This is a genomic window from Streptomyces sp. NPDC001904 (assembly GCF_040297005.1).
Lineage (GTDB): Bacteria > Actinomycetota > Actinomycetes > Streptomycetales > Streptomycetaceae > Streptomyces.
In genome coordinates, this window is sequence record NZ_JBEOYI010000014.1 from 116,010 (window position 1) to 142,201 (window position 26,192).

Sequence of the window (26,192 nt, forward strand, 5' to 3'; positions counted from 1 at the left end):
TTACTTTAGCCCACCGGGGCCCGGAGACGAAATCCGGTTTTGGGGGGAGCGGATCTCGGGCCTGATGTGGTCCAGGGCGACCAGGGCCAGGGCCAGCAGGTAGAAGGCCAGGCCGAAGACGACGGCGTTGGTGAGGACGCCGGGGTAGCCGTGGGCGTCGACGTCCAGGAACGGGTACGGGTAGCGGGCCGGCGTGCCCGGGGTCATGATCGCGCCCCGGACCAGGGCGAAGCCGAAGTAGGCCAGCGGGTAGAGCAGCCACAGGGCCGCGTGGCGCAGACGCAGGAGGCCGGGGCGGGTGAGCGCGAGCCAGTCCAGGAACACGGCGACGGGGGTCACGGTGTGCAGGAGCTGGTTCGAGACCGTGCGCCAGCCCGTCATGACGTGGTCCGGGTCGTCCGTCATGGAGAAGCCGGACGAGGAATTGGCCAGGACGAAGTGGTAGACGAGGCCCGTGATGCAGATGAAGAGCAGGGTGCCACCCGTCACCAGGGGCGGGAGAGGTGGGCGGGCCGACCAGGCGCGCCATGCCGAGAGGGCGAGGACGACCGCGACCAGGATGTTCGACTGGATCGTGAAGTAGCTCAGGACGCGCAGCGCGCTGTCGCTGATCGTCAGGTCGATGACGATGCCGGTCAGGGCCGCGAGGGCGGTCAGGAACCGGAACGCCGCCGCGCCGGGGCGGCGGCGGACCGGGACGACCGCCTCCGCCGGAACGGAGGCGGCGGAGTTCGGCGTGATCATGCGATCCACCGTACGTCCGGGGCGGCACGGTTACCGGGCGGGCGTCCTCGGGGCCAGCGTCAGCAGCGTCGCCTCCGGCGGGCAGGCGATGCGGAACGGGGTGTAGCGGTTCGCGCCGCAGCCGGCCGAGACGTGGAGGTAGGAGGTGTTGCCCTCCGCCGTGTGCCGCGACAGGCCCTTCACGCGGTCGGTGTCCAGGTCGCAGTTGGTGACCAGGGCGCCGTAGAAGGGGATGCAGACCTGGCCGCCGTGCGTGTGCCCGGCCAGGATCAGCGGGTAGCCGTCCGCGGCGAAGGCGTCCAGGACCCGCAGGTACGGGGCGTGCACCACGGCCATCGTGAAGTCCGGGCCGTCCGTGGGGCCGCCCGCCACCTCCGCGTACCGGTCGCGCTTGATGTGCGGGTCGTCCAGGCCGGTGAAGCCGATCTCGACGCCGGACACCTTGAGCGTGCCGCGCGTGTTGGTGAGGTTCAGCCAGCCGGCCTCGTCGAAGCCGTCGCGCAGGTCCTCCCACGGGTTGTGGATGGCGCCGACGACCGGCGGGTTGCCGTTCAGACCGTGGCGGCCCTGCACCTTCTCCAGCAGGTACCGGGCGGGGTTGCGGGGCCGGGGACCGTAGTAGTCGTTGGAGCCGAACACGTACGCGCCCGGGAACTCCATCAGCGGCCCGAGTGCGTCGAGCACCTCGGGCACGCCCTCCGGGTCGGAGAGGTTGTCACCCGTGTTGATGACGAAGTCGGGGCGCAGCCCGGCCAGCGAACGCAGCCAGCGCTGCTTCTTGCGCTGCCCGCCGACCATGTGGATGTCGGAGACCTGGAGGACGCGCAGCGGCTGCATACCGGGGGGCAGGACCGGGACCGTGACGCGTCGCAGGCGGAAGGAGCGGGCCTCGAAACCCGCGGAGTAGGCGACGGTGGCGGCGCCCGCCGCCACGATGCCAGCAGAGACCTTCAGGGGAATCCCGTATCGCGCGCGCATGTGCCCCATCGTGTCAGACGGGCGGGGCCCCGGAAATCGGCGGGCGTGACGCCCCGTACACCTGCGACAATCACGTCATGACCACGCTCAAGTCGAAGCTGCAGGAAGACCTCAACGCCGCGATCAAGGGGCGTGACGAGCTGCGCTCCTCGACGCTCCGGATGACCCTCGCCGCCATCACGACCCAGGAGGTCGCCGGCAAGGAGAAGCGCGAGCTCGCCGATGACGAGGTGCAGGCGGTGATCGTCAAGGAGGCGAAGAAGCGCCGCGAGGCGGCCGAGGCCTTCGAGAAGGGCGGGCGTGCCGAGTCCGCCGCCCGTGAGCTCGCGGAGGGCGAGGTGCTCGCCGAGTACCTGCCGCAGCAGCTGTCCGACGCCGAGCTGGAGCAGATCGTCGGGCAGGCGGTCGAGGAGGCGAAGGCGGCCGGCGCCGAGGGCCCCCGCGCCATGGGCCAGGTCATGAAGATCGTGAAGCCGAAGGTCGGGGACCGCGCCGAGGGCGGCCGGGTCGCCGCCGCGGTCAAGAAGCTGCTCGTCGGCTGACCCGACGGCTCACCGGCCGAGCCGGAGCCGCACGGCGATCGAAGCCGCGTGGAGAACGCAGCCGCACGGAGAACGAAAAGGGGCGCCCCCGCGGGGGCGCCCCTTTCAGCTGTGGTCCTGGGCCCGGCTACCGGCCCCAGCCGCCGCCGTTCCCGTTCCCGCCGTTGTCGTTCCCGCCGTTCCCCTGGCCCTGGAACAGACCGTCGGGGAAGGTCGGATCCGGGTTGGTGCCGCCGGGCTTGGCGTCGCCCTGGCCCTGGTCGCCACCCTGGTCGCCGCCCTTGTCCCGGCCCTTGTCCTTGCCCTTGTCGGGGTCGGGGATGTCGACCATGGTGAAGCCCGGCGCCTCCTTGCCGGACAGGGCGCCGGTCATGGCCGCCCGCCAGATCGGGCCGGGCGTGTCGGCGCCGTAGACCTTGGCGTGGTAGCGGCCGCCGATCGTGATGTTCTCCATCTCGACGCCCTGCGAGGCGCTGCCGACCCAGACGGCGCCCGACAGGTTCGGCGTGTAGCCCACGAACCAGGCGTTCTTACGGGCGTCCGTCGTACCCGTCTTACCGGCGTTGTCCCGGTCGGAGAGGCCGGCCTGCTGACCCGTACCGGAGTCGGTCACACCGCTGAGCAGCGTATTGATCTTGTCCGCGGTCTGCGTCGACATGGCGCGCGAGCACTTCGACTTCGGCACGGCCAGCGACTTGCCGTTGGCGTCCGTGATGGACTCGAGGGCGATCGGGGTGCAGTACGTGCCCTCGTTGGCGAACGCGGCGTACGCGGAGGCCATCGTCAGCGGCGACAGACCCGTCGAACCGAGGGTCATCGAAGAGGGCACCTCGGGCACCTTCGTGCCGTTGCCCTGCACCACGCCGAGCTTGTCGGTCATCTGGACGACCGGGCACATGCCGGTGTCGGCCAGCATCTCCACGAAGTACGTGTTGATGGACTTCTCCATCGCCTCCTTGAGGCGATAGGGGCCGGACTCCGACTCGTTCTCGTTCTCCAGCTTGTAGCCGCCGTCGTTCTTCCACGGCTTGCCGCTGCACGTCTGCACGGTGTCCGGGTACGGCATCTGGTACGGCGCCGGGAACTGCTGCGTGATCGGCGTGCCGTTCTCCAGCGCGGCCGCCGCCAGGAACGGCTTGAACGTCGAACCGGTCGGGAAGCCGTAGTTGGAGCCGTGGTAGGCCGAGTTCACCGAGTAGTTGATCGACGTCTCGTTCTTGCCGTAGCCGTACGGCTTCGACTGGCCCATGCCGAGGATCTTGCCGGTGCCCGGCTCGACGAGCGTGACCGCCGTGGCGACCGAGTCCGTCTGGTACACGTTGCTCTTGATGGAGGCCTGGACCGACTCCTGGGCCTGCGGGTCCAGCGTCGTCCTGACGGTCAGACCGCCGCGGCTCCAGAGCTTGGCGCGGGCCTCCTTGGTCTTGCCGAAGGCCGGGTCGTTCTTCACGACCTGCTCGACGTAGTCGCAGAAGAAGGCCGCGCCCTTGACCGCGGTGATGCAGCCGTTCTGCGGCTTGCTGACCTTCAGTCCGAGGACCGCCTGCTTGGCCTTGTCGGCCTCGGCCTGCGAGATGTCGTGGACGTCGGCCATGCGCTGCAGCACGATGTTGCGCCGCTTCTTCGCCTCGGCCTCGTCGTTGACCGGGTCGTAGCGGCTCGGCGACTGCACGATGCCCGCGAGGAGCGCGGACTCCTGGACGTTCAGCTCCTTGGCCGGCTTGGAGAAGTAGCGCTGGGAGGCTGCCTCGACGCCGTACGCCTGCTGACCGAAGTACGTGATGTTCAGGTAGTTGGTGAGGATCTTCTTCTTGCCGAGATCCTTCTCGATCTGGATCGCGTACTTCAGCTCGCGGACCTTGCGCCCGATCGTCTGCTGGGTGGCCTGCGCCAGCTTCGTCGGGTCGTCGCCCGCCTCCTCCATGAAGACGTTCTTCACGTACTGCTGGGTGAGGGTGGACGCGCCCTGGGAGACGCCGCCGCCCCGCGCGTTCGCGTTGATGGCGCGCAGGATGCCCTTCGCGTCGATGGCCCCGTGCTCGAAGAAGCGCGAGTCCTCGATCGCGACGATCGCCTTCTGCATGTACGGGGAGATCTCGTCGAGCTTCACCACGGTGCGGTCGCGGTCGTAGACCGTCGCGATCTTTCCGCCCCGGGCGTCCAGGATCGTGCTGCGCTGGCTGAGCGGCGGCTGCTTCAGCGCCGCCGGCGTCTCGTCGAACTCCTCGACCGAACCCTTGGCGGCCAGGCCGAGCGCGCCCGCGGCGGGCAGCGCGATTCCGGCGAGCACGGCTCCCGCGAGCACGCTGACACCGAGGAACTTGGCGGCCTGTTGAGCCGGCGACATACCGCCGCCGTCACCGGCCGAGCGCTTCTTTCCCATGCAGGGCAGCCTACGTTCTGATTCTCCGGACAGGCGTATATGCCTTGGCCTAAGCTGCACTCAACTGTCACAGCAGTGCGGTCTCGTATCAAGACGTGGGACGGCCCCGAAACGTTCCCGGCATTTCTTTCCCTACCTCTGACGTGCCTCTTGTAGTCATTCCTGTGCCTGCCGCGACCCCCGGCGCGAGGCCCGGAAGCTGTCCGAAACCGCCTTGTGTGTCATCCGACGCCCGTTGTGGCGCAAGGGAAGTGTCCCTATTTGCCGGGGTTGTTACGCATGTCTCCCGGTCACTCCGTCGGGTGATCTGCCGCTTACGCATAGTCCGTTCGGGCCATTCAAGATTGGGCCCGAAGGGGGTGTTGCGCTGTGCCCACCTTCCGTAACGTCCTCAACTGGCGGCGGTGAATATGCCGCTGCCGCCGTGGGGGAGCCTCGATTCGGGAGAGGACGGCGCCGGTATGGGCTGGGTAGTCGACTGGAGTGCGCAGGCGGCCTGCCGCACTACCGATCCGGATGAACTGTTCGTTCAAGGAGCAGCGCAGAACCGGGCGAAAGCGGTGTGCACGGGATGTCCCGTGCGGACCGAGTGCCTGGCGGACGCGCTCGACAATCGCGTCGAGTTCGGCGTGTGGGGTGGCATGACGGAGCGGGAGCGCCGCGCACTGCTGCGCAGGCGTCCGACCGTCACCTCATGGCGCCGGCTGCTTGAGACGGCGCGGACGGAGTACGAGCGCAGTGCGGGCCTGCTGCCCGCGGAGCTCGACAACGACGAGACGTACGAGAGGTTCGCCGCCGTCGGGTAGGACGGCGCCGCACCCTTTCGTACCGGAGTGCCGGAGTACCGGAGCCGTGACCGGCTCCGGGCCGCGGCCGCACGGCCGACGTGCGGGCGCGTACGGCTCATTCAGCTCCGGCCGGAGTGCCACCGGCCGCGAGCCGGTCTCCGATGTCCCTGAGACCTGCCAGGTCGTGCACATCGCCGGGCAGCGCCGCGATCTCGGCCACGGCGACCTCGGGGTGGAGCGCGGTGAAGCGGTCACGCGTGCGCTGTTCACGCGCGACGAGCCGCATCCGCTCGGCGTGCAACCGCAGCAGCCCTGCGGTCAGTTGTTCGGTGCTCAGGTGTGCGGGATTCTCCGCTGCGGCGGGGGAGCCGGACGCGGGATCTGACACGGGTTCTGACGGCTGATCTGACTCGGAGACTGGCTCAGAGGCTGACTCGGGGTCGGGCTCGGGGGGAGTACGAACCTCTTCCTTCCCGGGCGTCTGATCCACAATGCGGCGCTCGTCAAGATTTTCCGCGGCGGCGAGCGCCCGCTCGGCCGACAGCCGGTCGGCGCCGCTGCCGTGCACCCGGTTCAGCACCAGGCCGGCGAGCGGCATCCGCTCCGCTGCCAGGCGTTCCACGAAGTAAGCGGCCTCCCGCAGCGCGTCCCGCTCGGGTGCGGCGACGACGAGGAAGGCCGTGCCGGGCGCCTGGAGGAGCTTGTACGTGGCGTCCGCGCGGGTACGGAATCCGCCGAACATGGTGTCCATCGCGGCCACGAAGGTCTGTACGTCACGCAGCAGCTGCCCGCCGAGGAGCTTGCCGAGCGCGCCCGTCATCATCGACATCCCGACGTTCAGGAACTTCATCCCGGCCCGGCCGCCGACCTTCGCGGGGGCCATCAGGACGCGGATCAGCTTGCCGTCGAGGAACGAGCCGAGCCGCTTCGGCGCGTCCAGGAAGTCGAGCGCCGAGCGCGACGGCGGGGTGTCGACGACGATCAGGTCCCAGGTGTCCCGGGCCCGGAGCTGGCCCAGCTTCTCCATCGCCATGTACTCCTGCGTGCCCGCGAAGCCCGCCGAGAGCGACTGGTAGAAGGGGTTGTTCAGGATCGCCTCGGCCCGCTCGCCGTCCGCGTGCGCCTCGACGATCTCGTCGAAGGTGCGCTTCATGTCGAGCATCATGGCGTGCAGCTCGCCGCCCGCCGCGTCGCCGGTGGCCTCGACGCCCTTCACCCGGCGCGGGACGTTGTCCAGGGAGTCGATGCCCATCGACTGGGCGAGCCGCCGGGCCGGGTCGATGGTCAGCACCACGACCTTGCGGCCGCGCTCGGCGGCGCGCAGGCCGAGCGCCGCGGCGGTCGTGGTCTTGCCGACCCCGCCGGAGCCGCAGCAGACCACGATGCGGGTGGCCGGGTCGTCGAGCAGCGGGTCGATCTCGAGCGCGCCTGTTGCCGGGTTCAGCGTCATCGAAGCGGTCCTCAGATCCCTTGCCGTCGCAGTTCCTCGGCGAGCGTGTACAGGCCCGCGAGGTCCAACCCCTCGGTGAGCAGCGGAAGTTCGTGCAGCGGCAGCTCCGCCCCGGTGAGCAGCTCGCGCTGGGCGCGCTCCAGGACGTACCGCTCCGCGTACTCCTCCGCCTGCGCGAGCAGCGGCCCCACGAGCCGCTTCGCGCCGCTGAGCCCGGCCGCCGTCAGGGCCCCGGTGACGTCCGGTGCGACGGACGGCGAACGGGTCAGCGCCAGGGCGGGTTCCCCCAGGATCGCGGGTCGCACCATGTTCACCATGATCCGTCCGACGGGCAGCTGCGCGGCGTGCAGTTCGGCGACCCCGTCGAGGGTCTCCTGCACCGGCATCTCCTCCAGGAGGGTCACCAGGTGCACCGCGGTCTGCGGGGACTTGATGACCCGCATGACGGCCTGGGCCTGATTGTGTATCGGGCCCATCCTGGCGAGCCCGGCGACCTCGTCGTTCACGTTCAGGAAGCGGGTGATGCGCCCGGTGGGCGGGGCGTCCATGACGACGTAGTCGTACGCGTACCGCCCCTGCTTGTCCTTGCGCCGTACGGCCTCGCATGCCTTGCCGGTCAGGAGTACGTCCCTGAGGCCCGGCGCGACGGTCGTGGCGAAGTCGATCGCGCCCAGCTTCTTCAGGGCGCGGCCGGCGCCGCCCAGCTTGTAGAACATCTGGAGGTAGTCGAGCAGCGCCAGTTCCGGATCGATGGCGAGCGCGTACACCTCCCCGCCGCCGGGTGCGACGGCGATCTTCCGCTCCTCGTAGGGGAGTGCCTCCGTCTCAAAGAGCTGTGCGATGCCCTGCCTGCCCTCCACCTCCACGAGGAGAGTGCGCTTGCCCTTTGTCGCGAGGGCGAGCGCGAGTGCGGCGGCGACCGTGGTCTTTCCGGTACCGCCCTTGCCGCTGACGACCTGGAGCCTGCTCACGTATTCGAGCGTAACCAGAACGCGGGCGGATCACGCAGCAGCCTCAGGAACGACTAGGGCCTGCCGGGCGGATCCGGCTGGACAATTGGTGGCCAATGACTGGTCGACGCAGGCAAGCGGGGGCTGGTGCGTGCAGCTGCAAGGCGGAGGAGGGCGACAACGCGGAGCGTTGGCAACCGACGACAACGCCGCAGATGTGCGTGCCAGGCCCCGCGACTCCAGCAGGATCCGCCCGGGAGGCCCTGGCCTGACTTCGGCGGCTACAGTCGGCTCCATGGCTAAGAAGTGGGAGTACGCGACTGTGCCGCTGCTGGTGCACGCGACGAAGCAGATCCTGGACACCTGGGGCGAGGACGGCTGGGAGCTCGTCCAGGTCGTGCCCGGACCGAACAACCCCGAGCAGCTGGTGGCGTACCTGAAGCGGGAGAAGAGCGCGTGAGCGGCGCGGTGGAGGCGCGGCTCGCCGAGCTGGGCCTGACCCTGCCGCCCGTGGTGCCTCCGGTCGCCGCGTACCAGCCGGCCGTGCGGTCCGGTGTGTACGTGTACACGGCGGGCCAGCTCCCGATGGTCGACGGCAAGCTGACGCTGACCGGCAAGGTCGGCGCCGAGGTCACCGCCGACGAGGCCAAGGAGCTGTCCCGGGTCTGCGCGCTGAACGCGCTGGCCGCCGTGAAGTCCGTCGCCGGTGACCTGGACCGCATCGCGCGTGTCGTGAAGGTCGTCGGCTTCGTCGCCTCCGCCGCCGACTTCACCGGGCAGCCCGGTGTCATCAACGGCGCCAGCGAGCTGCTCGGCGAGGTCCTCGGCGACAAGGGTGTGCACGCCCGCAGCGCCGTGGGCGTCGCGGTGCTGCCGCTGGACGCGCCGGTCGAGGTGGAGATCCAGGTGGAGCTGGTCCCGGAGGCCTAGCCCCTTCTGTCGTGCCCGGCCGCGGCTCTCGTCGTGGTTGCCCGCGCCCCTCAAGGCCGGAGGCCTTTCAGGGGCGCGGGGAACTGCGCGACCAGCCCCGGACACCGGCGGCCCCTCGAACATCCCGTCGACTCGGGATAGCCTCCGGCCATGTCCAACGGCCAGTGGTACCCCCCGGAGTGGCCGGACCGCATCCGCGCCCTCGCCGCCGGCACACTGACGGCCGCGACCCCGCGCCGCGCCGCCACCGTGATGCTGCTCAGGGACGCCCCGGACGCCTCCGGCGGCCTCGAGGTGCACATGTTGCGCAGACGGACGTCGATGGCGTTCGCGGCCGGTGCGTACGCGTATCCCGGCGGCGGCGTCGACCCGCGCGACGACGACCGGCAGGTGCGCTGGGCGGGTCCCTCCCGGCAGACGTGGGCCGACCGGCTCGGCGTGCCGGAGAAGGACGCCCAGGCGATCGTCTGCGCCGCCGTGCGCGAGACGTTCGAGGAGGCGGGCGTGCTGCTCGCCGGCCCGGCCCCGGACAGCGTCGTCGACGACACCACCGGCGACCGGTGGCAGGCGGACCGGCAGGCGCTGATCGCCCGCGATCTGTCCTTCGCCGAGTTCCTGGAGCGGCGCGGCCTGGTCCTGCGCTCCGACCTGCTGGGCGCGTGGGCCCGCTGGATCACCCCCGAGTTCGAGCCGCGCCGCTACGACACCTGGTTCTTCGCGGCCGTGCTCCCGGCGGGCCAGCGCACCAGCGACGACTCCTCCGAGGCCGACCGCACGGTGTGGATCCGCCCGGACCGGGCCGCCGCGGCGTACGACCAGGGCGAGTTGACGATGATGCCGCCCACCATCGCGACCCTGCGCACCCTCACCGCGTACGGGACCGCCCGCGACGCCCTGACCGGCGCCGCGGGGCGCGACCTGACACCCGTACTGGCACAGGCCCGGCTCGAAGCGGGTGAGGTGGTGCTGTCCTGGCCCGGGCACGACGAGTTCACCAAGCACATTCCGACCGGCGGGAGCAACTGACCGATGACCGAAGCCGCCGCCCTGCCCGGGCAGCCGCGCGGCGGGGTGCAGTCCGGCCCCGCCACCGCCCGCGCGTTCAACGTGCTGGCGCCGAACGCGTCCGCGATGACCCTCGACGGCACCAACACGTGGATCGTCGCCGAACCGGACAGCGACCTCGCCGTCGTGATCGACCCGGGCCCGCTCGACGACGGCCACCTGAAGAACGTGATCGCCGCCGCTGAGAAGGCGGGCCGCCGGATCGCGCTCACCCTCCTCACGCACGGCCACCCCGACCATGCCGAGGGCGCGGGCCGGTTCGCCGAGCTGACCGGCACGAAGGTGCGCGCGCTCGACCCGGCGCTGCGCCTCGGCGACGAGGGCCTCGCGGCCGGGGACGTCGTCACGACCGGCGGCCTGGAACTGCGCGTCGTCCCCACCCCCGGCCACACCGCCGACTCGCTGAGCTTCCACCTTCCCGCCGACCGGGCCGTGCTGACCGGGGACACCATCCTCGGCCGGGGCACGACGGTCGTCGCGCACCCCGACGGCCGCCTCGGCGACTACCTCGACACCCTGCGCCGGCTGCGCTCGCTCACGGTCGACGACGGGGTGCACACGGTGCTGCCCGGACACGGCCCGGTCCTGGAGGACGCCCAGGGCGCCGTCGAGTTCTACCTCGCGCACCGCGCCCACCGGCTCGCCCAGGTGGAGACCGCCGTCGAGGACGGGCACACGACGTCCGCCGCGGTCGTCGCCCACGTGTACGCGGACGTGGACCGCTCCCTGTGGCCGGCGGCCGAGCTGTCCGTCCTGGCCCAGCTCGACTACCTGCGCGAACACGGACTGATCTGAGACTCCCGCCGGATCAGGCCGCGGGCCAGTCGATGCCGAGCGCGGCGATCCGGTCCGGGTCGACGATGATGTCGACGCCGACGACCCTGCCCGCGCGGAAGGTGAACCAGCCGACGGTGGCGACCTTGCCGCCGGGCGCCGTCACCATGCCCATGCCGTCGCCGACGAACGCCGGGAAGGTGTCCGGGGCCATCCGCCCGTACAGGGCCGCCTGGCCGGCCACCTCCAGGGCGCCGCGCACCAGCAGCGCGGCCGTGCCCGGCCCCTGGTCGACCCGCAGCAGCACGTCCGGGTCGAGGAGTTCGAGCAGCGCCTCGAAGTCGCCGGCGCGGGTCGCGGAGACCCAGGCGCCGATGACCTCGCGCTGGCGGGCCAGATCGGTGTCGGCCGGCGCGGTGGCACCCTGCACACGGCGGCGCGCCCGGCTGGCCAGCTGCCGGGTCGCCGCGGGCGTGCGCTCCACGATCGGCGCGAGATCCTCGAACGGCACGGCGAACATGTCGTGCAGCACGAACGCCAGCCGCTCGGCGGGCGCCAGCGTGTCGAGCACGACCAGCAGCGCGAGCCCCACGCTGTCGGCCAGTTCGGCCTCGTGGACCGGATCGGCGGGCCTGACCACCGGATCCGGCAGCCGGAACCCGTCGCCGTCCCCGTCCTCCAGCGGCTCCTCGCGGCGCGTCGTCCTGGCCCGCAGCATGTCGAGGCAGATCCGCCCGACGACGGTCGTCAGCCAGCCGCCGAGGTTGCGCACCTCGCCGTCGTCGGCCCGCTGCAGCCGCAGCCATCCCTCCTGGACCGCGTCCTCCGCCTCGGTCAGCGACCCGAGCATCCGGTACGCCACGGAACGCAGCCGTCCGCGCTCGGCCTCGAAGCGGGTGGCCAGCTCGGCCTGTGTGGTCATGGTGCGCTTCCTCCCCTGATCCCCTGCTGTGGTCCCCTGCGATCCCCGAGCGCCGACTCCGCGCTCAGGCGTCTTCCGGACCGCCGTCCTTCGTGCCGTGCACGCGCGCGTACTCGTCCGCGAGCCAGGGCCCGAGCTCCTCGGTGTACCCGCGCAGGACGTCCGTGTCCCCGGTGGGCGCGTACCCGGCCGCCGCCGCGGCCCGGACCTGCGGCGCCCACCGCGGGTAGTACTCCGCGAACACCTCGGCCATCCGGTCCAGCTCGCCCGTCCAGCCGTTCCAGCGGGGCATCACGAGCGTGAACGCGGTGCGTACGAGGCCGCGGGCGACGGTCCTGTCGAGCGCGCGCCGCTCGTCCGCGGTGGCGGCCCGCGCGATCCGCTCGCGCCAGCGGGGCAGGCGTGCGGCCAGGTCCCCGTTGGTCTCCCGGGCCAGCCGCGAGGTGGGGCGGTAGCGCGGGAGGTACTCGGCGAGGTCCTCCCCGAGCAGGGGCGTGCACAGACAGGCCACGAACCACCCCATGTCGTACGTCTCGGCCTCGCTCAGCAGCCGCGCCCGCCCGTACACGAGCGTGCTCACGCCGTCGACCTGCGGGAACTCCTTGTCCAGCGCGGCGTCGAGGCTCCGCGCGTCGGTGCGGTCGGCCTCGGTGGGCCCGGCGCGCAGCACGAGCAGCAGGTCGAGGTCGGAGCGGCCCGGCCGCGCGGTGCCGCGCGGCACGGAGCCGTACAGGTACGCGCCCGTCAGGCGTGCGCCGAAGACGTCGAGCAGCCGGTCCCGGGCGGCGGCCACGACGGGGCGGAAGGGCTCCTGGACACGGCCCAGGGAGCCTTCGCGCGCGATGTATCCCTGGGCGTCGAGCCCACGGTGCGGATCGGCCATGGGGCAACTTTGCAGGGAAGAGACGCCCGGGGCACGGTATTTCCGTGGTTCCGCGCCCTGGTTCTACGCCGACGGGCCCCGGCCACGAGGTGTGGCGGGGGCCCGTCGGGCAGAGCCGGGGTCAGCGGGAACGCTTCGCGAGGCGCTCCACGTCCAGCAGGATCACGGCGCGCGCCTCCAGGCGCAGCCAGCCGCGGCCCGCGAAGTCGGCCAGCGCCTTGTTCACCGTCTCGCGGGAGGCGCCGACCAGCTGGGCCAGCTCTTCCTGCGTGAGGTCGTGCACCACGTGGATGCCCTCCTCGGACTGCACGCCGAAGCGGCGCGACAGGTCCAGGAGCGCACGGGCCACACGGCCCGGCACGTCGGAGAAGACCAGGTCGGACATCTGGTCGTTCGTCTTGCGCAGGCGCCGGGCGACGGCGCGCAGCAGGGCGGCGGCCACCTCGGGGCGTGCGTTGAGCCAGGGCTGGAGGTCGCCGTGGCCGAGGCCGAGCAGCTTCACCTCGGTCAGCGCGCTGGCGGTCGCGGTGCGCGGTCCGGGGTCGAACAGCGACAGCTCGCCGATCAGCTCACCGGGGCCGAGCACGGCCAGCATGTTCTCCCGGCCGTCGGGGGAGGTGCGGTGGAGCTTCACCTTGCCCTCGGTGACCACGTACAGGCGGTCGCCGGGGTCGCCCTCGTGGAACAGGGCGTCACCGCGCGCGAGGGTCACCTCACTCATGGAGGCGCGGAGCTCCGCGGCCTGCTCGTCATCGAGCGCCGCGAAGAGCGGGGCGCGCCGCAGAACGTCGTCCACGAGTTTCTCTCCTATGTCGCCTGCACTGTGGGAAACGGTCGGGAAAGCCTCTCCCGACTGCCCATTTTGCCGGACGGTCCAAACAGTGTGATCAGTCACTCAGCTACAAGTCTGCCGCACCTGCGTCACAACCCGAGGGGGAGGGGGCCAAACGGGGGCCGATCCAGTGGCTCCGGGGCGGATGTCGGTGCCTGGCTTTAGGCTGGCCGGGTGTCCAAAAACCCGGTGAGAGCGCAGGCGGCGGGGGCCGAGACGAGATCGGCCGACCACGTTTCCGCTGTGGGCGAACATGTCCGTACGGAGGCCGTGGCCTGCGCCGTTCCGGTCGCCGTGGAGCCCGGTTCCGTACAGGGGAAGGCCGCCCAGTAGATGCCCGCGAAGAAGAATGCGGCGCCCAAGGCGCCCAAGAAGGCCGTCGCCAAGCCCGAGTCCCGTACCGCTCTGGTCCGCCGCGCCCGCAGGATCAACCGCGAGCTCGCCGAGACGTACCCCTACGCCCACCCCGAGCTGGACTTCGAGAACCCCTTCCAGCTGCTGGTCGCCACGGTGATGTCGGCCCAGACGACCGACCTGAGGGTCAATCAGACGACCCCGGGGCTGTTCGCGAAGTACCCGACCCCGGAGGACCTCGCGGCGGCCGACCCGCAGGAGGTCGAGGAGCTGATCCGGCCGACCGGGTTCTTCCGGGCGAAGACCCGGTCGATCATGGGCCTCGCCAAGGCCCTGTCCGAGGACTTCGGCGGTGAGGTCCCGGGCCGCCTCGAGGACCTGGTCAAGCTGCCCGGAGTGGGCCGCAAGACCGCCTTCGTCGTGCTGGGCAACGCGTTCGGGAGGCCCGGCATCACGGTCGACACCCACTTCGGCCGGCTCGTGCGCCGCTGGAAGTGGACGGAGGAGACCGACCCGGACAAGGTCGAGAAGGCGGTCGGCGAGCTGTTCCCGAAGAGCGAGTGGACCCAGCTCAGTCACAACGTGATCTTCCACGGCCGCCGCATCTGCCACGCGCGCAAACCGGCCTGCGGCGCCTGCCCGATCGCGCCGCTCTGCCCGGCGTACGGCGAGGGCGAGACGGACCCGGAGAAGGCGAAGAAGCTGCTCAAGTACGAGAAGGGCGGTTTCCCGGGCCAGCGCCTCAAGCCGCCGCAGGGGTACCTGGACGCGGGCGGCATCGCGGCCCCGCCGCTGGGCGGTGCCACGTCCGGGTGACGGACGGCGCAGGCGGAACGAAGAGGGGGCGGTCGGGCGTTGGGTCCATCACGACAGGTACGGGGGCTGCGATGAAGCACGTGAGCGAGATCAGCGGGATCGGCGGAGTCGGCGGGATCGGCGGGGTGGACGACACCCCGGACGGGAGCGGCGGTCCGGACGTCACCGTGCACACGGACGGCCTGCCCGCCTGGCTCGCCCCGGTCGCCGACGCCGCCGCCACGCTCCGCGGCGAGCAGCTCAGCCGGTTCCTGCCGCCCGAGGACGGCGCGGGCCGGCAGTCCGCGGTGCTGATCCTGTTCGGCGAGGGCGACCGCGGCCCCGAGCTGCTGCTCATGGAGCGCTCGGGCTCGCTCAGATCCCATGCGGGCCAGCCCTCGTTCCCCGGCGGGGCCCTCGACCCGGAGGACGGCGACCCGCGCACCGAGGGCCCGCTGCGTGCCGCCCTGCGCGAGGCCTGGGAGGAGACCGGCCTCGATCCGCACGGCGTGCAGCTCTTCGGCGTCCTGCCCAAGCTCTACATCCCGGTGAGCGGATTCGTCGTCACGCCCGTACTGGGATGGTGGCGGACGCCCACCCCCGTCGCGGCGGTCGATCCGGCGGAGACGGCCCGGGTCTTCACGGTCCCGGTGGCCGACCTCACCGACCCGGCCAACCGGGCGACGACGGTCCACCCGAGCGGCCACCGCGGCCCGGCCTTCCTCGTGGAGTCGGCGCTGGTGTGGGGGTTCACGGCGGGCGTGATCGACAGACTGCTGCACTTCGCGGGCTGGGAGCGGCCGTGGGACCGGGAGAACACGGTGTCACTCGACTGGCGCTCATGACAGGGTGGTCGCCGTACTGTGCAATGCCGGTGACTGCGATGTGAGGCGAGGCGTGACGAGGCGGGGCGTGACGAGGGCGGGGCTGTAGACGGTGAACGTGCTGGACATCCTGCTGCTCGCCGCAGCCGTGTGGTTCGCGGTCGTCGGCTACCGCCAGGGCTTCGTCGTCGGCGTCCTGTCGGTGATCGGCTTCCTGGGCGGCGGCCTCGTCGCGATCTACGCGCTGCCCCTGCTGTGGGGCGCGCTCACCGACGACGCGGCCGTCTCGACCACCGCCGCGGTCGTCGCCGTGGTCGTCGTCATCGTCTGCGCCTCGGTCGGCCAGGCCTTCACCACCCACCTGGGCAACAAGCTGCGCCGGTACATCACCTGGTCACCGGCGCGGGCACTGGACGCGACGGGCGGCGTTCTGGTCAATGTGGCGGCGATGCTCCTGGTGGCGTGGCTCATAGGCTCCGCGCTCGCCGGGACGACGCTGCCGACGCTCGGCAAGGAGGTGCGCGGCTCCAAGGTGCTGCTCGGCGTCTCCCGCGCGCTGCCGGCGCAGGCGGACTCCTGGTTCGCGAACTTCTCCTCCACCCTCGCGCAGAACGGATTCCCCCAGGTATTCAGCCCGTTCGCGAGCGAGCCGATCACCGAGGTCCGTCCGCCCGACCCGGCGCTGGCGAACAGCCCGGTCGCCGCGCGCGCCCAGCGCTCCATCGTCAAGGTCGTCGGCCAGGCGCCCAGCTGCGGCAAGGTCGTGGAGGGCACCGGCTTCGTCTTCGGCTCCCGCCGCGTGATGACGAACGCGCACGTGGTGGGCGGTGTCGACGAGCCCACCGTCCAGATAGGCGGTGAGGGCGTGAAGTACGACGCGAGGGTCGTCCTCTACGACTGGAAGCGCGACATCGCGGTCCTGGACGTGCCGTCACTGAAGGCGCCCGCGCTGAGCTTCGCGCGCACCGACGCACAGCGCGGCGGCGGCGCGATCGTCGCGGGCTTCCCGGAGAACGGCTCGTACGACGTGCGTCCCGCGCGCGTGCGCGGCCGGATCGACGCCAGCGGCCCGGACATCTACCACCGGGGCACGGTCGAGCGCGACGTGTACTCGCTGTACGCGACGGTGCGTCAGGGCAACTCGGGCGGCCCGCTGCTGACCCCCGACGGCAAGGTCTACGGCGTGGTCTTCGCGAAGTCCCTCGACAACGACGAGACGGGCTACGCCCTGACCGCCGACGAGATCGGCGCCGACATCACCCGGGGCCGCACCGCGACCCAGCAGGTGGACACGGACGCCTGCGCGCTCTGATGTCCCGGACTCCGGTGCGGGTCGGGGGAGTTCAGCTGCGGCTGGTGTGCCGCAGTCGCGCCGACATCCAGCGGGCTCGACGCCGCAGGATGCGCGGAATGCCCAGCCGGGGATCGTGCGCCGGATCGTCCTGCGGCGCTCCCCTCTGGGGTGTGCCCAGCGTCATCGCTGGGCGGCGGTTGCGTGCTGCGTCACTGTAATCGTGCGTCCAGCCCATACCTCGACGTCTGCCCGTGCCCCATGGTCGGTAATCTCCCCCACGGTCCCCAAATCTGGGTATGCGGCAGGCAATTGGCTGTTCGTAGGACAGGTGTTCCTGCCCGCATACCGGGCACTCACCCACCGCTCACGACCGGTCACCCAGTGGCCTGCCGACCGGGCTCGGGGCCCTACCGGTCGGGCTCGGGATCCTTCAGCCAGTTCACGAGTTCCTTGGAGAAGGCCCCGGGGTCCTCCTCGTGCGGGAAGTGGCCGAGACCGTCGAACAGCCGCCAGCGGTACGGCGCTTCGACGTACTCTCCGGATCCGGCCGCGCTCCTGGTGCGCATCACGGGATCGAGCGATCCGTGCAGATGGAGCGTGGGGACCCGCACCGGCCGCTTCATGCGCCGGTTGAACTGGATGCCGTCGGGCCGGGCGAGGGAGCGCACCATCCACCGGTACGGCTCGATCGAACAGTGCGCCGTCGACGGGATGAGCATCGCCCGCTGATACGTCAGGACGGTCTCGTCGTCGGGCTGGTGCGGCCCCGACCAGTCCCGTACGAGCTTGCCGACCAGCGCCCCGTCGTCGGCGACGAGCTGACGCTCCGGCAGCCACGGCCGCTGGAAGCCCCAGACGTAACCGCCCGAGCGCGACTGGCGGTAGTCGGCGAGCATCGCCGAGCGCCAGCGGCGCGGGTGCGGCATCGAGGACACCACGAGCCGGCGCACCAGCTTGGGCCGCATCACGGCCGCCGTCCAGGCCAGATAGCCGCCGAGGTCGTGCCCCACCAGCGCCGCGTCCGGCTCGCCCAGCGAGCGGATCACGCCCGTGATGTCGAGCGCCAGGTTCGCCGGGTCGTAGCCGCGCGGCGTCCGGTCGCTGCCGCCCACGCCCCGCAGGTCCATGGCGACGGCCCGGAACCCCGCGTCGGCCAGTGCCCCGAGCTGATGCCGCCACGTCCACCAGAACTGCGGGAAGCCGTGCAGCAGCAGGACCAGCGGCCCGTCACCCATTTCGGCGATGTGGAACCGCGCGCCGTTGGCGGCGACGTCCCGGTGGAGCACCTCTCTCCCGCCGGGGACGTCCAGGCGTACGACAGAAGCGGGCGGCGGTGCGGCCGAAGGAGTGGCGGGGTCCGTCATGAAGACGAGCGTGCCACAGCCTCGATGGCCTCGGGGACACGGTCGGCGGGCGGCACCTCGCGCGGGTGCGGCTTGGCGTGCTGCAGGACGCCGGCCGTCTCCTTGACCGAGGCGGCGACCTTCTGCGGGCCCTTGCCCTTCTTGGCCTTCTTGGCGAAGGCGACGCCGATCACGCCGAGCAGGATCGCGAGGGCCAGGCTGGCGCTGAAGGACAGCAGGAAGCACCAGGCCAGGTTCCAGCCGCCCTGCCCGTTGAAGCCTCCGGTCCAGGCGTTGATGGCGTACGCCAGGGCGAAGCTCAGCATGGGCAGGGAGAAGACCAGCACGGCCACGGCCACGATGAAGAGGCCACCGCTGGTCACTCCGCGCTTCACGTCCTGCTTGAGGTGTGCTTTCGCCAGGGCGATCTCGTCGTGCACCAGCGCGGACATCTCGGTCGTCGCCGAGGCGAACAGCTGGCCGACACTGCGTTCGGCGCCGACCGGGCTGCCGTCGGGTGCGCTCATCGCGTACTCCCTGTTGTTCTGTCGGTGCTCCGTATGTGCGGACTCGTTGTCAGATCATGCCGGACGCTCGTCCTCGTCGCCTGCCCCGGCCACCACTTCGGCACGCCTTCGGTGTTCCGCGGCCTTCTTCTCGTAGATCTCGGCCATCCGGAGGTGGTACTCCGGGTTGTCCTGCTCGTAGATGTCGGGGATGCCGTCCTGGTCCTCGTCGCGCTCCTCGGTCTCCCACAGGGCGCGGTACTTGGCGTTCCGCATCTTCAGCAGCACGCTGCTGAGCACGGCCGCGATCAGCGACCCCATCAGGACGGCCGCCTTGACCTCGTCGGTCAGCAGCGGGTCGTCGGTGAAGGCGAGTTCGCCGATGAGCAGTGAGACGGTGAAGCCGATCCCGGCGAGCGAGGCGACGGCGAACACGTCCGCCCAGGCCAGTTCGTCGGGCAGCGAGGCCTTGGTGAACCGGGCCGTCAGCCACGTACCGCCGAAGATGCCGACGGCCTTGCCGACGACGAGACCGAGCACCACACCGAGCGTCTCCGGCCGGGTGAACACCTCGCCCAGGGCGCCGCCCGACACCGCGACACCGGCGCTGAACAGGGCGAACAACGGCACCGCGAGACCTGCCGAGAGGGGCCGGACGAGGTGTCCGATGCGCTCGCCGGGGGAGTGGGTCTCGCCCTCCTCGCGGTGGCAGCGGAGCATCAGGCCCATCGCGACACCGGCGATGGTGGCGTGGATGCCGCTGTTGTACATCAGGCCCCAGATGACCAGGGCGAGCGGCACGTAGACGTACCAGCCGCGCACCCGCTTGCGCAGGAGCAGCCAGAAGACCGCGAGACCGATGAAGGCGCCCGCGAGGGCGGCGACGTTGATGTCGCTCGTGAAGAAGACCGCGATGATCAGGATCGCGAAGAGGTCGTCGACGACGGCGAGGGTGAGCAGGAAGGCGCGCAGGGCGCTCGGCAGCGACGTTCCGATGACGGCGAGCACGGCGAGCGCGAAGGCGATGTCGGTGGCCGTGGGCACGGCCCAGCCGGACAGGGAGCCGCCGCCGGCCGAGGCGACGACGGTGTAGACGATCGCGGGCATCGCCATGCCGCAGAGGGCGGCGACGACCGGCAGCGCGGCCGCCTTCGGGTCGCGCAGATCGCCCGCGACCAGCTCGCGCTTGAGTTCGATGCCGGCGACGAAGAAGAAGACCGCGAGGAGTCCGTCGGCCGCCCAGTGCTCGACGGAGAGGTGCAGGCCGAGCGCGGACGGGCCGAAGTGGAGATCGCTGAGGGTCTCGTAGCTGTGGCTGAGCGCCGGTACGTTCGCCCAGATCAGGGCGGCGACCGCGGCGGCGAGGAGCAGGACGCCGCCGACGGTCTCGGTGCGCAGCGCCTCGGCGACGGCGTTCCGCTCGGGCAGGGAGATCCGGCCGAGTACGGTGCGGTCGTTCTTGCTCTGCTTCTGGGGCGCTGCCACGAGGGGACCTCCGGTCGGGTACGGCTGATGACATCGCCGACCAGACTTCCCGGCACACCCTGTGAGTTTCATGGCGCGTTCGTGACGCGGTCTTCACCCTAACGGGTGCAAGCGAGACGGACCTGGTGATCATCACCATACGCACGAAACGGGCACCCGGCGCGTTCGCCGAGTGCCCGTTCCTCACGTGGCCGTTGGGGCTCAGTCCTCGCTGGAGGCCGCCGGCAGCTTGTTCTGGATCAGATCCATCACCGAGGAGTCGGCGAGGGTGGTGACGTCACCGACCGCGCGGTTCTCCGCGACGTCGCGCAGGAGACGGCGCATGATCTTGCCGGAGCGGGTCTTGGGCAGCTCGGCGACGGGGAGGACCCGCTTGGGCTTGGCGATCGGGCCGAGTACGGAGCCGACGTGGTTGCGCAGGTCGGCGACGAGGGACTCGTCCTCGGCGTTGGCGGTGCCGCGCAGGATCACGAAGGCGACGATGGCCTGTCCGGTGGTCTCGTCGGCGGCGCCGACCACGGCGGCCTCGGCGACGGCCGGGTGGGAGACGAGCGCGGACTCGACCTCGGTGGTCGAGATGTTGTGCCCGGAGACGAGCATGACGTCGTCGACGCGGCCCAGCAGCCAGATGTCGCCGTCCTCGTCCTTCTTCGCGCCGTCACCGGCGAAGTACTGGCCCTCGAAGCGCGACCAGTAGGTGTCGATGAACCGCTGGTCGTCGCCCCAGATGGTGCGCAGCATCGACGGCCACGGCTCGGTGAGGACCAGGTAGCCACCGCCGCCGTTGGGTACTTCGTTGGCCTCGTCGTCGACGACGGTCGCGGAGATGCCGGGCAGCGGGCGCTGGGCGGAGCCGGGCTTGGTCTCGGTCACGCCGGGCAGCGGCGAGATCATCATGGCGCCGGTCTCGGTCTGCCACCAGGTGTCCACGATGGGGCACGTGTCGGCGCCGATGTTCTTGCGGTACCAGACCCACGCCTCGGGGTTGATCGGCTCACCCACGGAACCCAGCACGCGCAGGCTGGACAGGTCGAACTTCGCGGGGATGTCGTCGCCCCACTTCATGAACGTACGGATCGCGGTGGGCGCCGTGTAGAGGATCGTGACGCCGTACTTCTGCACGATCTCCCAGAACCGGCCCTGGTGCGGGGTGTCCGGGGTGCCCTCGTAGATGACCTGCGTCGCACCGTTGGAGAGCGGGCCGTAGGTGATGTACGAGTGGCCGGTGACCCAGCCGATGTCGGCCGTGCACCAGTAGACGTCCGACTCGGGCTTGAGGTCGAAGACGGCGTGGTGGGTGTAGCTGGCCTGGGTGAGGTAGCCGCCGGAGGTGTGCAGGATGCCCTTCGGCTTACCCGTGGTGCCGGACGTGTAGAGGATGAACAGCGGGTGCTCGGCGTCGAACGCCTCGGGGGTGTGCTCCGCGGACTGCCTGCCGACGACATCGTGCCACCACACGTCGCGGCCCTCGGTCCAGGCCACGTCCTGCTGGGTGCGCTGCACGACGAGGACCTTGTCGACCGATACGCGCGTCAGCGCCTCGTCGACGGCCGGCTTGAGCGCGGAGGGCTTGCCCCGGCGGTAGCCGCCGTCGGAGGTGATGACGAGCTTGGCGTCGGCGTCCTCGATGCGCTTGGCGATGGCGTCGGCGGAGAAGCCGCCGAAGACGACGGAGTGCGCGGCGCCGATGCGCGCGCAGGCGAGCATAGAGACGACGGCCTCGGGGATCATCGGCAGGTAGACGGCGACCCGGTCGCCCTTCTGCACGCCCAGCTCGGTCAGCGCGTTCGCCGCGCGGCTGACCTCGTCCTTCAGCTCCGCGTAGGTGATCGCGCGGCTGTCGCCGGGCTCGCCCTCGAAGTGGATGGCGACCCGGTCGCCGTTGCCCGCCTCGACGTGGCGGTCGACGCAGTTGTACGCGACGTTCAGCTTGCCGTCGGCGAACCACTTCGCGAACGGCGGGTTCGACCAGTCAAGGGTCTCGGTCGGCTCGGTGGCCCAGGTCAGGCGGCGGGCCTGCTCGGCCCAGAAACCGAGCCGGTCAGCCTTGGCCTGCTCATACGCCTCGGCCGTGACATTGGCGTTCGCTGCCAGGTCAGCGGGCGGCGCGAAGCGTCGCTCTTCCTTCAGAAGATTGGCCAGGCTCTCGTTGCTCACGGCTTCTGCCTTTCCCAAGGTGTCCGTTGTGTCCCAGGCCACAGCTCATCAGACGTCGCCCCCTGGTGACAAGGGGTGTCCGAGAATTGGTTTAGACCTGTAAGCGAGGGGTTCGTGCGTGTGGCTCCCGGCGGTGCCGGGAGCCACACGCTCTCACTTATCCCACGGATCCGGGAAAGCGCCGGTTCAGGCCCGGGCCGCTCCGCTGTCCTCGTAGGCGGCCGCCTCGACCTGGCCGAAGACGGGATCACGCTCTTCCAGCAGGTAGGCCTGGGCCTCGCCGACGTGGAAGTACATCCCGTGCAGTTCGAGCGCACCCTCCTCCAGGGCGCGCGCGACCGACTCGTGCGCCCGCAGATGCTCCAACTGCTGGACGACATTGGTCAGACAGAGCTGCTCGACCGCGTCGGCCGGGGCCCGGCCGGCGAGCCGCGCCCAGGGCAGTCCCTTGTCGCCCATCCGCTCCAGGCTCGGATTCCCGTGCCGCAGCCACCGCTTGAGCGGGGTGAGCGCCCCGGGGGCGGACGGCGGACTGCTCAACAGCGCCTGCATGGCCCCGCATCCGGAGTGCCCGCACACGGTGATCGACTGCACCTTCAGGACGTCGACGGCGTACTCGATGGCGGCGGCGACCGAGTCGTCCCCGCTCTCGGCGCCCGGCAACGGCACCAGATTTCCCACGTTCCGCACGACGAAGAGGTCACCGGGGCCGCTCGACGTGATCATCGAGGTGACGACCCGGGAGTCGGCGCAGGTCAGGAAGAGCTGCGTGGGCTTCTGCCCCTCCCGCGCGAGCCGGGCCAGCTCACCGCGGACCAGCGGCGCCGTGTTCCGCTGGAACGCGCTGATGCCGCTCGCCAGATGGTGTCCACCGCGCGGCGGTGCCGCTTCCTTGGGGGTGTGCGTGTGGGGCCGGTCGTCGCAGTGGTGGTTGCGCCAGGGCGTCCAGGGGCGGCAGCAGGCGTGGGAGGCGCTCGCGGGCTCGGCGATCCGCGCGCCGCCGCGCCCGGCCACCTCGACCTGGCCGCCCTGGGCGGTGTGGGCCTTCTGCCAGCCCTGCAGGGCGTCGTACGCGGCATGGTCCATGAATGATCCGTCCAACTCCACTACGCAGTCGGCCCCGTGGGGCACCTGATGAAGGGTGCGGCTCAGCCGCGGCACGGCCAGGAACGTCAACTGGCCGCGGACGCGCACATGGTGGACGCCGCGGGCGTCCTCCTCGCGCGTGATCCGGGTGCGCGCGAGACGCTGCATCGCGACGCCGACGGCGACCGCGACACCGAGACCGACGCCTTCGAGTACGCCGAAGACGACGACGCCGAGGGTGGTCACGACGTAGACGAGCACCTCACGGTGGCGGGTGACCGTGCGGATGTGGTGCAGGGAGACCATCTGGATCCCGACCATCATCACCAGCGCGGCGAGCGAGGCGAGCGGGATCAGCTCCAGGACGGGGACCAGGAGGAGGGTGGCCGCTACTACCCAAACGCCGTGCAGCACCGCGGAGTTCCCGCTCACGGCGCCCGCGTTGATGTTCGCGGTCGAGCGCACCGCGACGCCCGCGACGGGCAGCCCGCCGAGCGAGCCGGAGACGATGTTCGATGCGCCCTGGGAGAGCAGTTCCCGGTCCAGGTTCGAGCGGCGCATCGCGGGCGGCAGATCGGGCCGCGCGGCGGCCATCTTGTCCACGGCGACGGCGCCGAGCAGCGACTGCACGCTGCACACCAGGGTGGTGGTCAGCACGGCCGCGGCGATGCCGAGCACCGGCCCGTCCGGCAGACCGGCCAGCGCGTGGCTGCTCCAGGACGGCAGGTCGACCTCGGGCAGGCGCAGTCCGAACAGCGCGGCGGTGACGCTCGCGGCGGTCACGGCGACGAGCGCGCCCGGGATCTTGCGGGTGACGCGTCCCACGCGCCCCGGGATCTTCGGCCAGCCGAGCAGCACGGCGATGGTGAGGACGCTGATGCCGAGTGCCGCGGGCTGCAGGTGGGCCAGCTGGGCGGGCAGGGCGCCCAGATTGGCGAGCACGGAGCTCTGGGGGGTGCCGCCGAGGACGATGTGGACCTGGGCGACGGCGATGGTGATGCCGATGCCGGCGAGCATGCCGTGCACCACGGCGGGGCTGACGGCGAGCGCCGTGCGCGCCACGCGCAGGCAGCCGAGCCCGAGCTGGGCGACGCCCGCCATCACGGTGATGGCGCAGGTGGTCCGCCAGCCGTAGCGCTGGATCAGCTCGGCGGTGACCACGGTCAGGCCCGCGGCGGGGCCGCTGACCTGGAGCGGGGCGCCGCCCAGGACACCGGCGACGATGCCGCCGACGGCGGCGGCGACCAGCCCCGATTCCAGGGGCGCGCCGGTCGCCAGGGCGATGCCGAGGGACAGCGGGAGGGCGATCAGGAAGACCGCGATGGACGCCGAGAGGTCGGCGCCCGCGATGCGGAAGCGGCGGCGGGGCGCCGGCGGGGGGCTGTGGGCCGGGTGGGCGGCGTCTGTCGGCTCGCCCGGTCGTTCGGAGTCACTGGCGCGGGTGGGTACGCAGGCTGACATGTTTCCCGTCTCCTCCGGGGTGCAGCGCGGTCGCGGAACGTGGGGGACCCCGGTGGTGTGCGGGGTCGGTCGCGGCCGTGGTTCACGGCGTGCAGCGGCGGGATGAAAATCAACGTTGGGTATCAACGCTCGGTAAACGAATAGTAATGCAGAGTAAAGATCCTGGCGTGATTAAAAGGGCAAATGGGGCAAGGCTTCACTCTGAGTAGTGAACTAAAACTTTGGTCGGCTTGTCGTACAAAACGTGTGCGGCCTTCGTGTGACGGTGACGGCGCCGCCCGCCGGAAGCGGGCATTTCTCGCATTCACCTCCTGTCAGCCGACTCCAGGAAGTAGGTGGGCGGAAGATGGCCGCCACCCGAAGGATCGCTCCCCGCCCGGCCCTGCGGCTCGCCGCGGGCATCACCGCCGCCGCGGCCTGTGCCGCAGCCCTCGCCGGCTGCGGCACGGACGCCCCGCCGCACCAGGGCGCCCCGGGCCCGAAGAAGGCCGCCGCGCCCCACAAGGGCACCCCGGGCAGCGTGCTCCGCCTCATCGGCGACGGCTCGACCGCGTACACCGGTCGCCAGCCGCATCTGCCGAGAGCCGACCGCCTCAAGGCGGGGCAGAAGCCACCCCAGTTCGTCGTCTTCTCCTGGGACGGCGCGGGCGAGGACAGCCAGAAGCTCTTCTCGCACTTCCGCAAGGTCGCCCAGAGGAACAACGCGACCATGACGTACTTCCTCAGCGGGGTGTACATGCTCCCCGAGGACAAGGCGGGCGAGTACCACGCGCCGCAGCACTCGCCGGGCCGCTCCGACATCGGTTTCAACGACCTCAAGGGAATCAAGGACACCGCGGAGCAGGTGCGCGGCGCCTGGCTCGAGGGCAACGAGATCGGCACCCACTTCAACGGCCACTTCTGCGGCAAGGACGGCGGCGTCGGCCAGTGGTCGGTGGCCGAGTGGAAGAGCGAGATCGCCCAGGCCAAGTCGTTCGTTAAGTCGTGGAAGACCAACACGGGTCTCAAGAAGGCGGCGCCCCTGCCCTTCGACTACGACAAGGAACTCATCGGCGCCCGCACGCCCTGCCTGGAAGGGCAGAAGAACTTCATGCGCGCGGCCCACGAACTGGGCTTCCGCTATGACACCAGCGGCGTCAACAACCAGGTCTGGCCGAAGAAGAAGGACGGCCTGTGGGACCTGTCCATGCAGCTCGTGCCGTTCCTCGGCCACTCCTACGAGCAGCTGACCATGGACTACAACTTCGCCGTGAACCAGTCCGGCACCATGCACGGCGACCCCGCCAAGCACGCCTACTGGGGCAACCAGATGCGCGACAGCCTGCTGGCGGGCTTCAACCGCGCCTACAACGGCAACCGCGCCCCGCTGATCATCGGCAACCACTTCGAGTCCTGGAACGGCGGCACCTACATGCGCGCCGTCGAGCAGACCGTGGAGAGGGTCTGCAACAAGCCGGACGTCCGCTGCGTGTCCTTCCACCAGCTCGCCGACTGGCTCGACGCCCAGGACACCAAGACCCTGGGCAAGCTGGCCGAACTGCCGGTCGGCAAGGCCCCCGGGCAGGGCTGGCCGGCCTTCCTCAACGGCGGCAGCCCGGCCCCGGCCCCCAAGGGGGTGCCGGGCGCACCGGCCGCCACGTCGTAGC

The 26,192-nt window shown here is 71.0% G+C and carries 24 protein-coding genes; 10 read left to right on the forward strand and 14 right to left on the reverse strand.

Translation table 11 applies throughout. The features are described 5' to 3' along the window. Both ABT127_RS22840 and ABT127_RS22845 read right to left on the reverse strand, forming a co-directional pair. On the reverse strand, positions 1 to 744 hold the full coding sequence (locus ABT127_RS22840; RefSeq protein ID WP_351453010.1) for a Pr6Pr family membrane protein: 744 nt from the start codon (positions 742 to 744) through the stop codon (positions 1 to 3). Positions 745 to 774: 30 nt separating this feature from the next. Continuing rightward, the gene (locus tag ABT127_RS22845) at positions 775 to 1,722 is read right to left on the reverse strand and encodes a metallophosphoesterase (protein WP_351453013.1); all 948 of its coding nucleotides are present in this window, start codon (positions 1,720 to 1,722) and stop codon (positions 775 to 777) included. A gap of 77 nt (positions 1,723 to 1,799) precedes the next feature. Here ABT127_RS22845 and ABT127_RS22850 point away from each other — a divergent pair, with 77 nt between their 5' ends. Next, complete coding sequence (locus tag ABT127_RS22850) at positions 1,800 to 2,264, forward strand: GatB/YqeY domain-containing protein (protein WP_351453016.1); 465 nt, start codon at positions 1,800 to 1,802, stop codon at positions 2,262 to 2,264. Between the two features lie 127 nt (positions 2,265 to 2,391). Here the strand turns inward: ABT127_RS22850 and ABT127_RS22855 are convergent, their stop codons facing one another. Then, positions 2,392 to 4,647 carry a transglycosylase domain-containing protein gene (locus ABT127_RS22855; protein WP_351453019.1) on the reverse strand — a complete coding sequence of 752 codons (2,256 nt, stop codon included), beginning with the start codon at positions 4,645 to 4,647 and terminating at the stop codon, positions 2,392 to 2,394. A 461-nt stretch (positions 4,648 to 5,108) separates the two neighbouring features. On the opposite strand from ABT127_RS22855, the gene ABT127_RS22860 reads away from it, so the two are divergent. Beyond that, positions 5,109 to 5,453, forward strand: a complete 345-nt coding sequence (locus ABT127_RS22860; RefSeq protein WP_181512524.1) for a WhiB family transcriptional regulator — start codon at positions 5,109 to 5,111, stop codon at positions 5,451 to 5,453. A gap of 97 nt (positions 5,454 to 5,550) precedes the next feature. Here the strand turns inward: ABT127_RS22860 and bagB are convergent, their stop codons facing one another. Both bagB and bagA read right to left on the reverse strand, forming a co-directional pair. Further along, positions 5,551 to 6,885, reverse strand: a complete 1,335-nt coding sequence (bagB, locus tag ABT127_RS22865; RefSeq protein WP_351453022.1) for an ATPase BagB — start codon at positions 6,883 to 6,885, stop codon at positions 5,551 to 5,553. An 11-nt stretch (positions 6,886 to 6,896) separates the two neighbouring features. Then, positions 6,897 to 7,856: an ATPase BagA gene (bagA, locus tag ABT127_RS22870; RefSeq protein ID WP_351453025.1), complete on the reverse strand. Its 960-nt coding sequence runs from the start codon at positions 7,854 to 7,856 to the stop codon at positions 6,897 to 6,899. Positions 7,857 to 8,130: 274 nt separating this feature from the next. Here bagA and sp36 point away from each other — a divergent pair, with 274 nt between their 5' ends. The 4 genes from sp36 to ABT127_RS22890 all read left to right on the forward strand — a co-directional run bounded on the left by sp36 (position 8,131) and on the right by ABT127_RS22890 (position 10,625). Then, a complete protein-coding gene (gene sp36, locus ABT127_RS22875; RefSeq protein ID WP_111662815.1) occupies positions 8,131 to 8,295 on the forward strand; it encodes a Sp36 family protein in 165 nt (54 codons plus the stop codon). After that, positions 8,292 to 8,765, forward strand: coding sequence for a RidA family protein (locus tag ABT127_RS22880; protein ID WP_351453028.1), 474 nt, complete (start codon positions 8,292 to 8,294; stop codon positions 8,763 to 8,765). The genes sp36 and ABT127_RS22880 overlap by 4 nt, the downstream gene beginning before the upstream one ends. Positions 8,766 to 8,915: 150 nt before the next feature. Then, a complete protein-coding gene (locus ABT127_RS22885) occupies positions 8,916 to 9,791 on the forward strand; it encodes an NUDIX hydrolase (RefSeq protein WP_351453030.1) in 876 nt (291 codons plus the stop codon). 3 nt (positions 9,792 to 9,794) lie between these two features. Beyond that, entirely contained in the window at positions 9,795 to 10,625 is an 831-nt protein-coding gene (locus ABT127_RS22890) for an MBL fold metallo-hydrolase (RefSeq protein WP_351453033.1), read from the forward strand. 13 nt (positions 10,626 to 10,638) lie between these two features. On the opposite strand, the gene ABT127_RS22895 is transcribed toward ABT127_RS22890, so the two are convergent. The 3 genes from ABT127_RS22895 to ABT127_RS22905 form a co-directional block, all read right to left on the reverse strand. Then, entirely contained in the window at positions 10,639 to 11,526 is an 888-nt protein-coding gene (locus tag ABT127_RS22895; protein WP_351453036.1) for a sigma-70 family RNA polymerase sigma factor, read from the reverse strand. A gap of 64 nt (positions 11,527 to 11,590) precedes the next feature. Further along, on the reverse strand, positions 11,591 to 12,409 hold the full coding sequence (locus ABT127_RS22900) for a nucleotidyltransferase domain-containing protein (RefSeq protein WP_351453039.1): 819 nt from the start codon (positions 12,407 to 12,409) through the stop codon (positions 11,591 to 11,593). 121 nt (positions 12,410 to 12,530) lie between these two features. Beyond that, positions 12,531 to 13,205 (reverse strand): Crp/Fnr family transcriptional regulator, encoded by a 675-nt coding sequence (locus ABT127_RS22905; RefSeq protein ID WP_016642758.1) that lies wholly within the window; start codon positions 13,203 to 13,205, stop codon positions 12,531 to 12,533. A 369-nt stretch (positions 13,206 to 13,574) separates the two neighbouring features. Here ABT127_RS22905 and nth point away from each other — a divergent pair, with 369 nt between their 5' ends. The 3 genes from nth (at position 13,575) to ABT127_RS22920 (ending at position 16,526) form a co-directional block, all read left to right on the forward strand. Continuing rightward, positions 13,575 to 14,411: an endonuclease III gene (nth, locus tag ABT127_RS22910; RefSeq protein WP_351453041.1), complete on the forward strand. Its 837-nt coding sequence runs from the start codon at positions 13,575 to 13,577 to the stop codon at positions 14,409 to 14,411. A gap of 71 nt (positions 14,412 to 14,482) precedes the next feature. After that, a complete protein-coding gene (locus ABT127_RS22915; protein WP_351453044.1) occupies positions 14,483 to 15,235 on the forward strand; it encodes an NUDIX hydrolase in 753 nt (250 codons plus the stop codon). 91 nt (positions 15,236 to 15,326) lie between these two features. Further along, a complete protein-coding gene (locus ABT127_RS22920) occupies positions 15,327 to 16,526 on the forward strand; it encodes a MarP family serine protease (protein ID WP_351453048.1) in 1,200 nt (399 codons plus the stop codon). A gap of 31 nt (positions 16,527 to 16,557) precedes the next feature. Here ABT127_RS22920 and ABT127_RS22925 read toward each other — a convergent pair whose 3' ends face one another. The 6 genes from ABT127_RS22925 to ABT127_RS22950 form a co-directional block, all read right to left on the reverse strand. Then, positions 16,558 to 16,743 carry a hypothetical protein gene (locus tag ABT127_RS22925; protein ID WP_111662807.1) on the reverse strand — a complete coding sequence of 62 codons (186 nt, stop codon included), beginning with the start codon at positions 16,741 to 16,743 and terminating at the stop codon, positions 16,558 to 16,560. 172 nt (positions 16,744 to 16,915) lie between these two features. Next, positions 16,916 to 17,872, reverse strand: a complete 957-nt coding sequence (locus ABT127_RS22930; RefSeq protein WP_351453052.1) for an alpha/beta fold hydrolase — start codon at positions 17,870 to 17,872, stop codon at positions 16,916 to 16,918. Further along, on the reverse strand, positions 17,869 to 18,378 hold the full coding sequence (locus tag ABT127_RS22935) for a phage holin family protein (protein WP_351453055.1): 510 nt from the start codon (positions 18,376 to 18,378) through the stop codon (positions 17,869 to 17,871). The genes ABT127_RS22930 and ABT127_RS22935 overlap by 4 nt, the downstream gene beginning before the upstream one ends. 54 nt (positions 18,379 to 18,432) lie before the next feature. Then, positions 18,433 to 19,842 carry a Na+/H+ antiporter NhaA gene (gene nhaA, locus ABT127_RS22940; protein ID WP_351453058.1) on the reverse strand — a complete coding sequence of 470 codons (1,410 nt, stop codon included), beginning with the start codon at positions 19,840 to 19,842 and terminating at the stop codon, positions 18,433 to 18,435. A 201-nt stretch (positions 19,843 to 20,043) separates the two neighbouring features. After that, on the reverse strand, positions 20,044 to 22,041 hold the full coding sequence (gene acs / locus ABT127_RS22945; RefSeq protein WP_351453060.1) for an acetate--CoA ligase: 1,998 nt from the start codon (positions 22,039 to 22,041) through the stop codon (positions 20,044 to 20,046). Positions 22,042 to 22,185: 144 nt separating this feature from the next. Continuing rightward, complete coding sequence (locus ABT127_RS22950) at positions 22,186 to 24,546, reverse strand: bifunctional SulP family inorganic anion transporter/carbonic anhydrase (RefSeq protein ID WP_351453063.1); 2,361 nt, start codon at positions 24,544 to 24,546, stop codon at positions 22,186 to 22,188. 346 nt (positions 24,547 to 24,892) lie between these two features. Here ABT127_RS22950 and ABT127_RS22955 point away from each other — a divergent pair, with 346 nt between their 5' ends. Further along, on the forward strand, positions 24,893 to 26,191 hold the full coding sequence (locus tag ABT127_RS22955) for a polysaccharide deacetylase family protein (protein WP_351453066.1): 1,299 nt from the start codon (positions 24,893 to 24,895) through the stop codon (positions 26,189 to 26,191). The last annotated feature ends 1 nt before the right edge of the window (position 26,192 follow it).

Excerpts from the sequence above, each read along its gene's own strand:
- ABT127_RS22850 (WP_351453016.1), top strand. The coding sequence starts at position 1,800 with ATGACCACGCTCAAGTCGAAGCTGCAGGAAGACCTCAACGCCGCGATC.
- ABT127_RS22890 (WP_351453033.1), top strand. The coding sequence starts at position 9,795 with ATGACCGAAGCCGCCGCCCTGCCCGGGCAGCCGCGCGGCGGGGTGCAG.
- ABT127_RS22950 (WP_351453063.1), bottom strand. The coding sequence starts at position 24,546 with ATGTCAGCCTGCGTACCCACCCGCGCCAGTGACTCCGAACGACCGGGC.
- ABT127_RS22885 (WP_351453030.1), top strand. The coding sequence starts at position 8,916 with ATGTCCAACGGCCAGTGGTACCCCCCGGAGTGGCCGGACCGCATCCGC.
- ABT127_RS22955 (WP_351453066.1), top strand. The coding sequence starts at position 24,893 with ATGGCCGCCACCCGAAGGATCGCTCCCCGCCCGGCCCTGCGGCTCGCC.
- ABT127_RS22935 (WP_351453055.1), bottom strand. The coding sequence starts at position 18,378 with ATGAGCGCACCCGACGGCAGCCCGGTCGGCGCCGAACGCAGTGTCGGC.
- bagB (WP_351453022.1), bottom strand. The coding sequence starts at position 6,885 with ATGACGCTGAACCCGGCAACAGGCGCGCTCGAGATCGACCCGCTGCTC.
- ABT127_RS22915 (WP_351453044.1), top strand. The coding sequence starts at position 14,483 with ATGAAGCACGTGAGCGAGATCAGCGGGATCGGCGGAGTCGGCGGGATC.
- ABT127_RS22895 (WP_351453036.1), bottom strand. The coding sequence starts at position 11,526 with ATGACCACACAGGCCGAGCTGGCCACCCGCTTCGAGGCCGAGCGCGGA.
- sp36 (WP_111662815.1), top strand. The coding sequence starts at position 8,131 with ATGGCTAAGAAGTGGGAGTACGCGACTGTGCCGCTGCTGGTGCACGCG.
- nth (WP_351453041.1), top strand. The coding sequence starts at position 13,575 with ATGCCCGCGAAGAAGAATGCGGCGCCCAAGGCGCCCAAGAAGGCCGTC.
- ABT127_RS22900 (WP_351453039.1), bottom strand. The coding sequence starts at position 12,409 with ATGGCCGATCCGCACCGTGGGCTCGACGCCCAGGGATACATCGCGCGC.
- ABT127_RS22860 (WP_181512524.1), top strand. The coding sequence starts at position 5,109 with ATGGGCTGGGTAGTCGACTGGAGTGCGCAGGCGGCCTGCCGCACTACC.
- ABT127_RS22925 (WP_111662807.1), bottom strand. The coding sequence starts at position 16,743 with ATGGGCTGGACGCACGATTACAGTGACGCAGCACGCAACCGCCGCCCA.
- ABT127_RS22855 (WP_351453019.1), bottom strand. The coding sequence starts at position 4,647 with ATGGGAAAGAAGCGCTCGGCCGGTGACGGCGGCGGTATGTCGCCGGCT.
- ABT127_RS22930 (WP_351453052.1), bottom strand. The coding sequence starts at position 17,872 with ATGACGGACCCCGCCACTCCTTCGGCCGCACCGCCGCCCGCTTCTGTC.
- ABT127_RS22845 (WP_351453013.1), bottom strand. The coding sequence starts at position 1,722 with ATGCGCGCGCGATACGGGATTCCCCTGAAGGTCTCTGCTGGCATCGTG.
- ABT127_RS22840 (WP_351453010.1), bottom strand. The coding sequence starts at position 744 with ATGATCACGCCGAACTCCGCCGCCTCCGTTCCGGCGGAGGCGGTCGTC.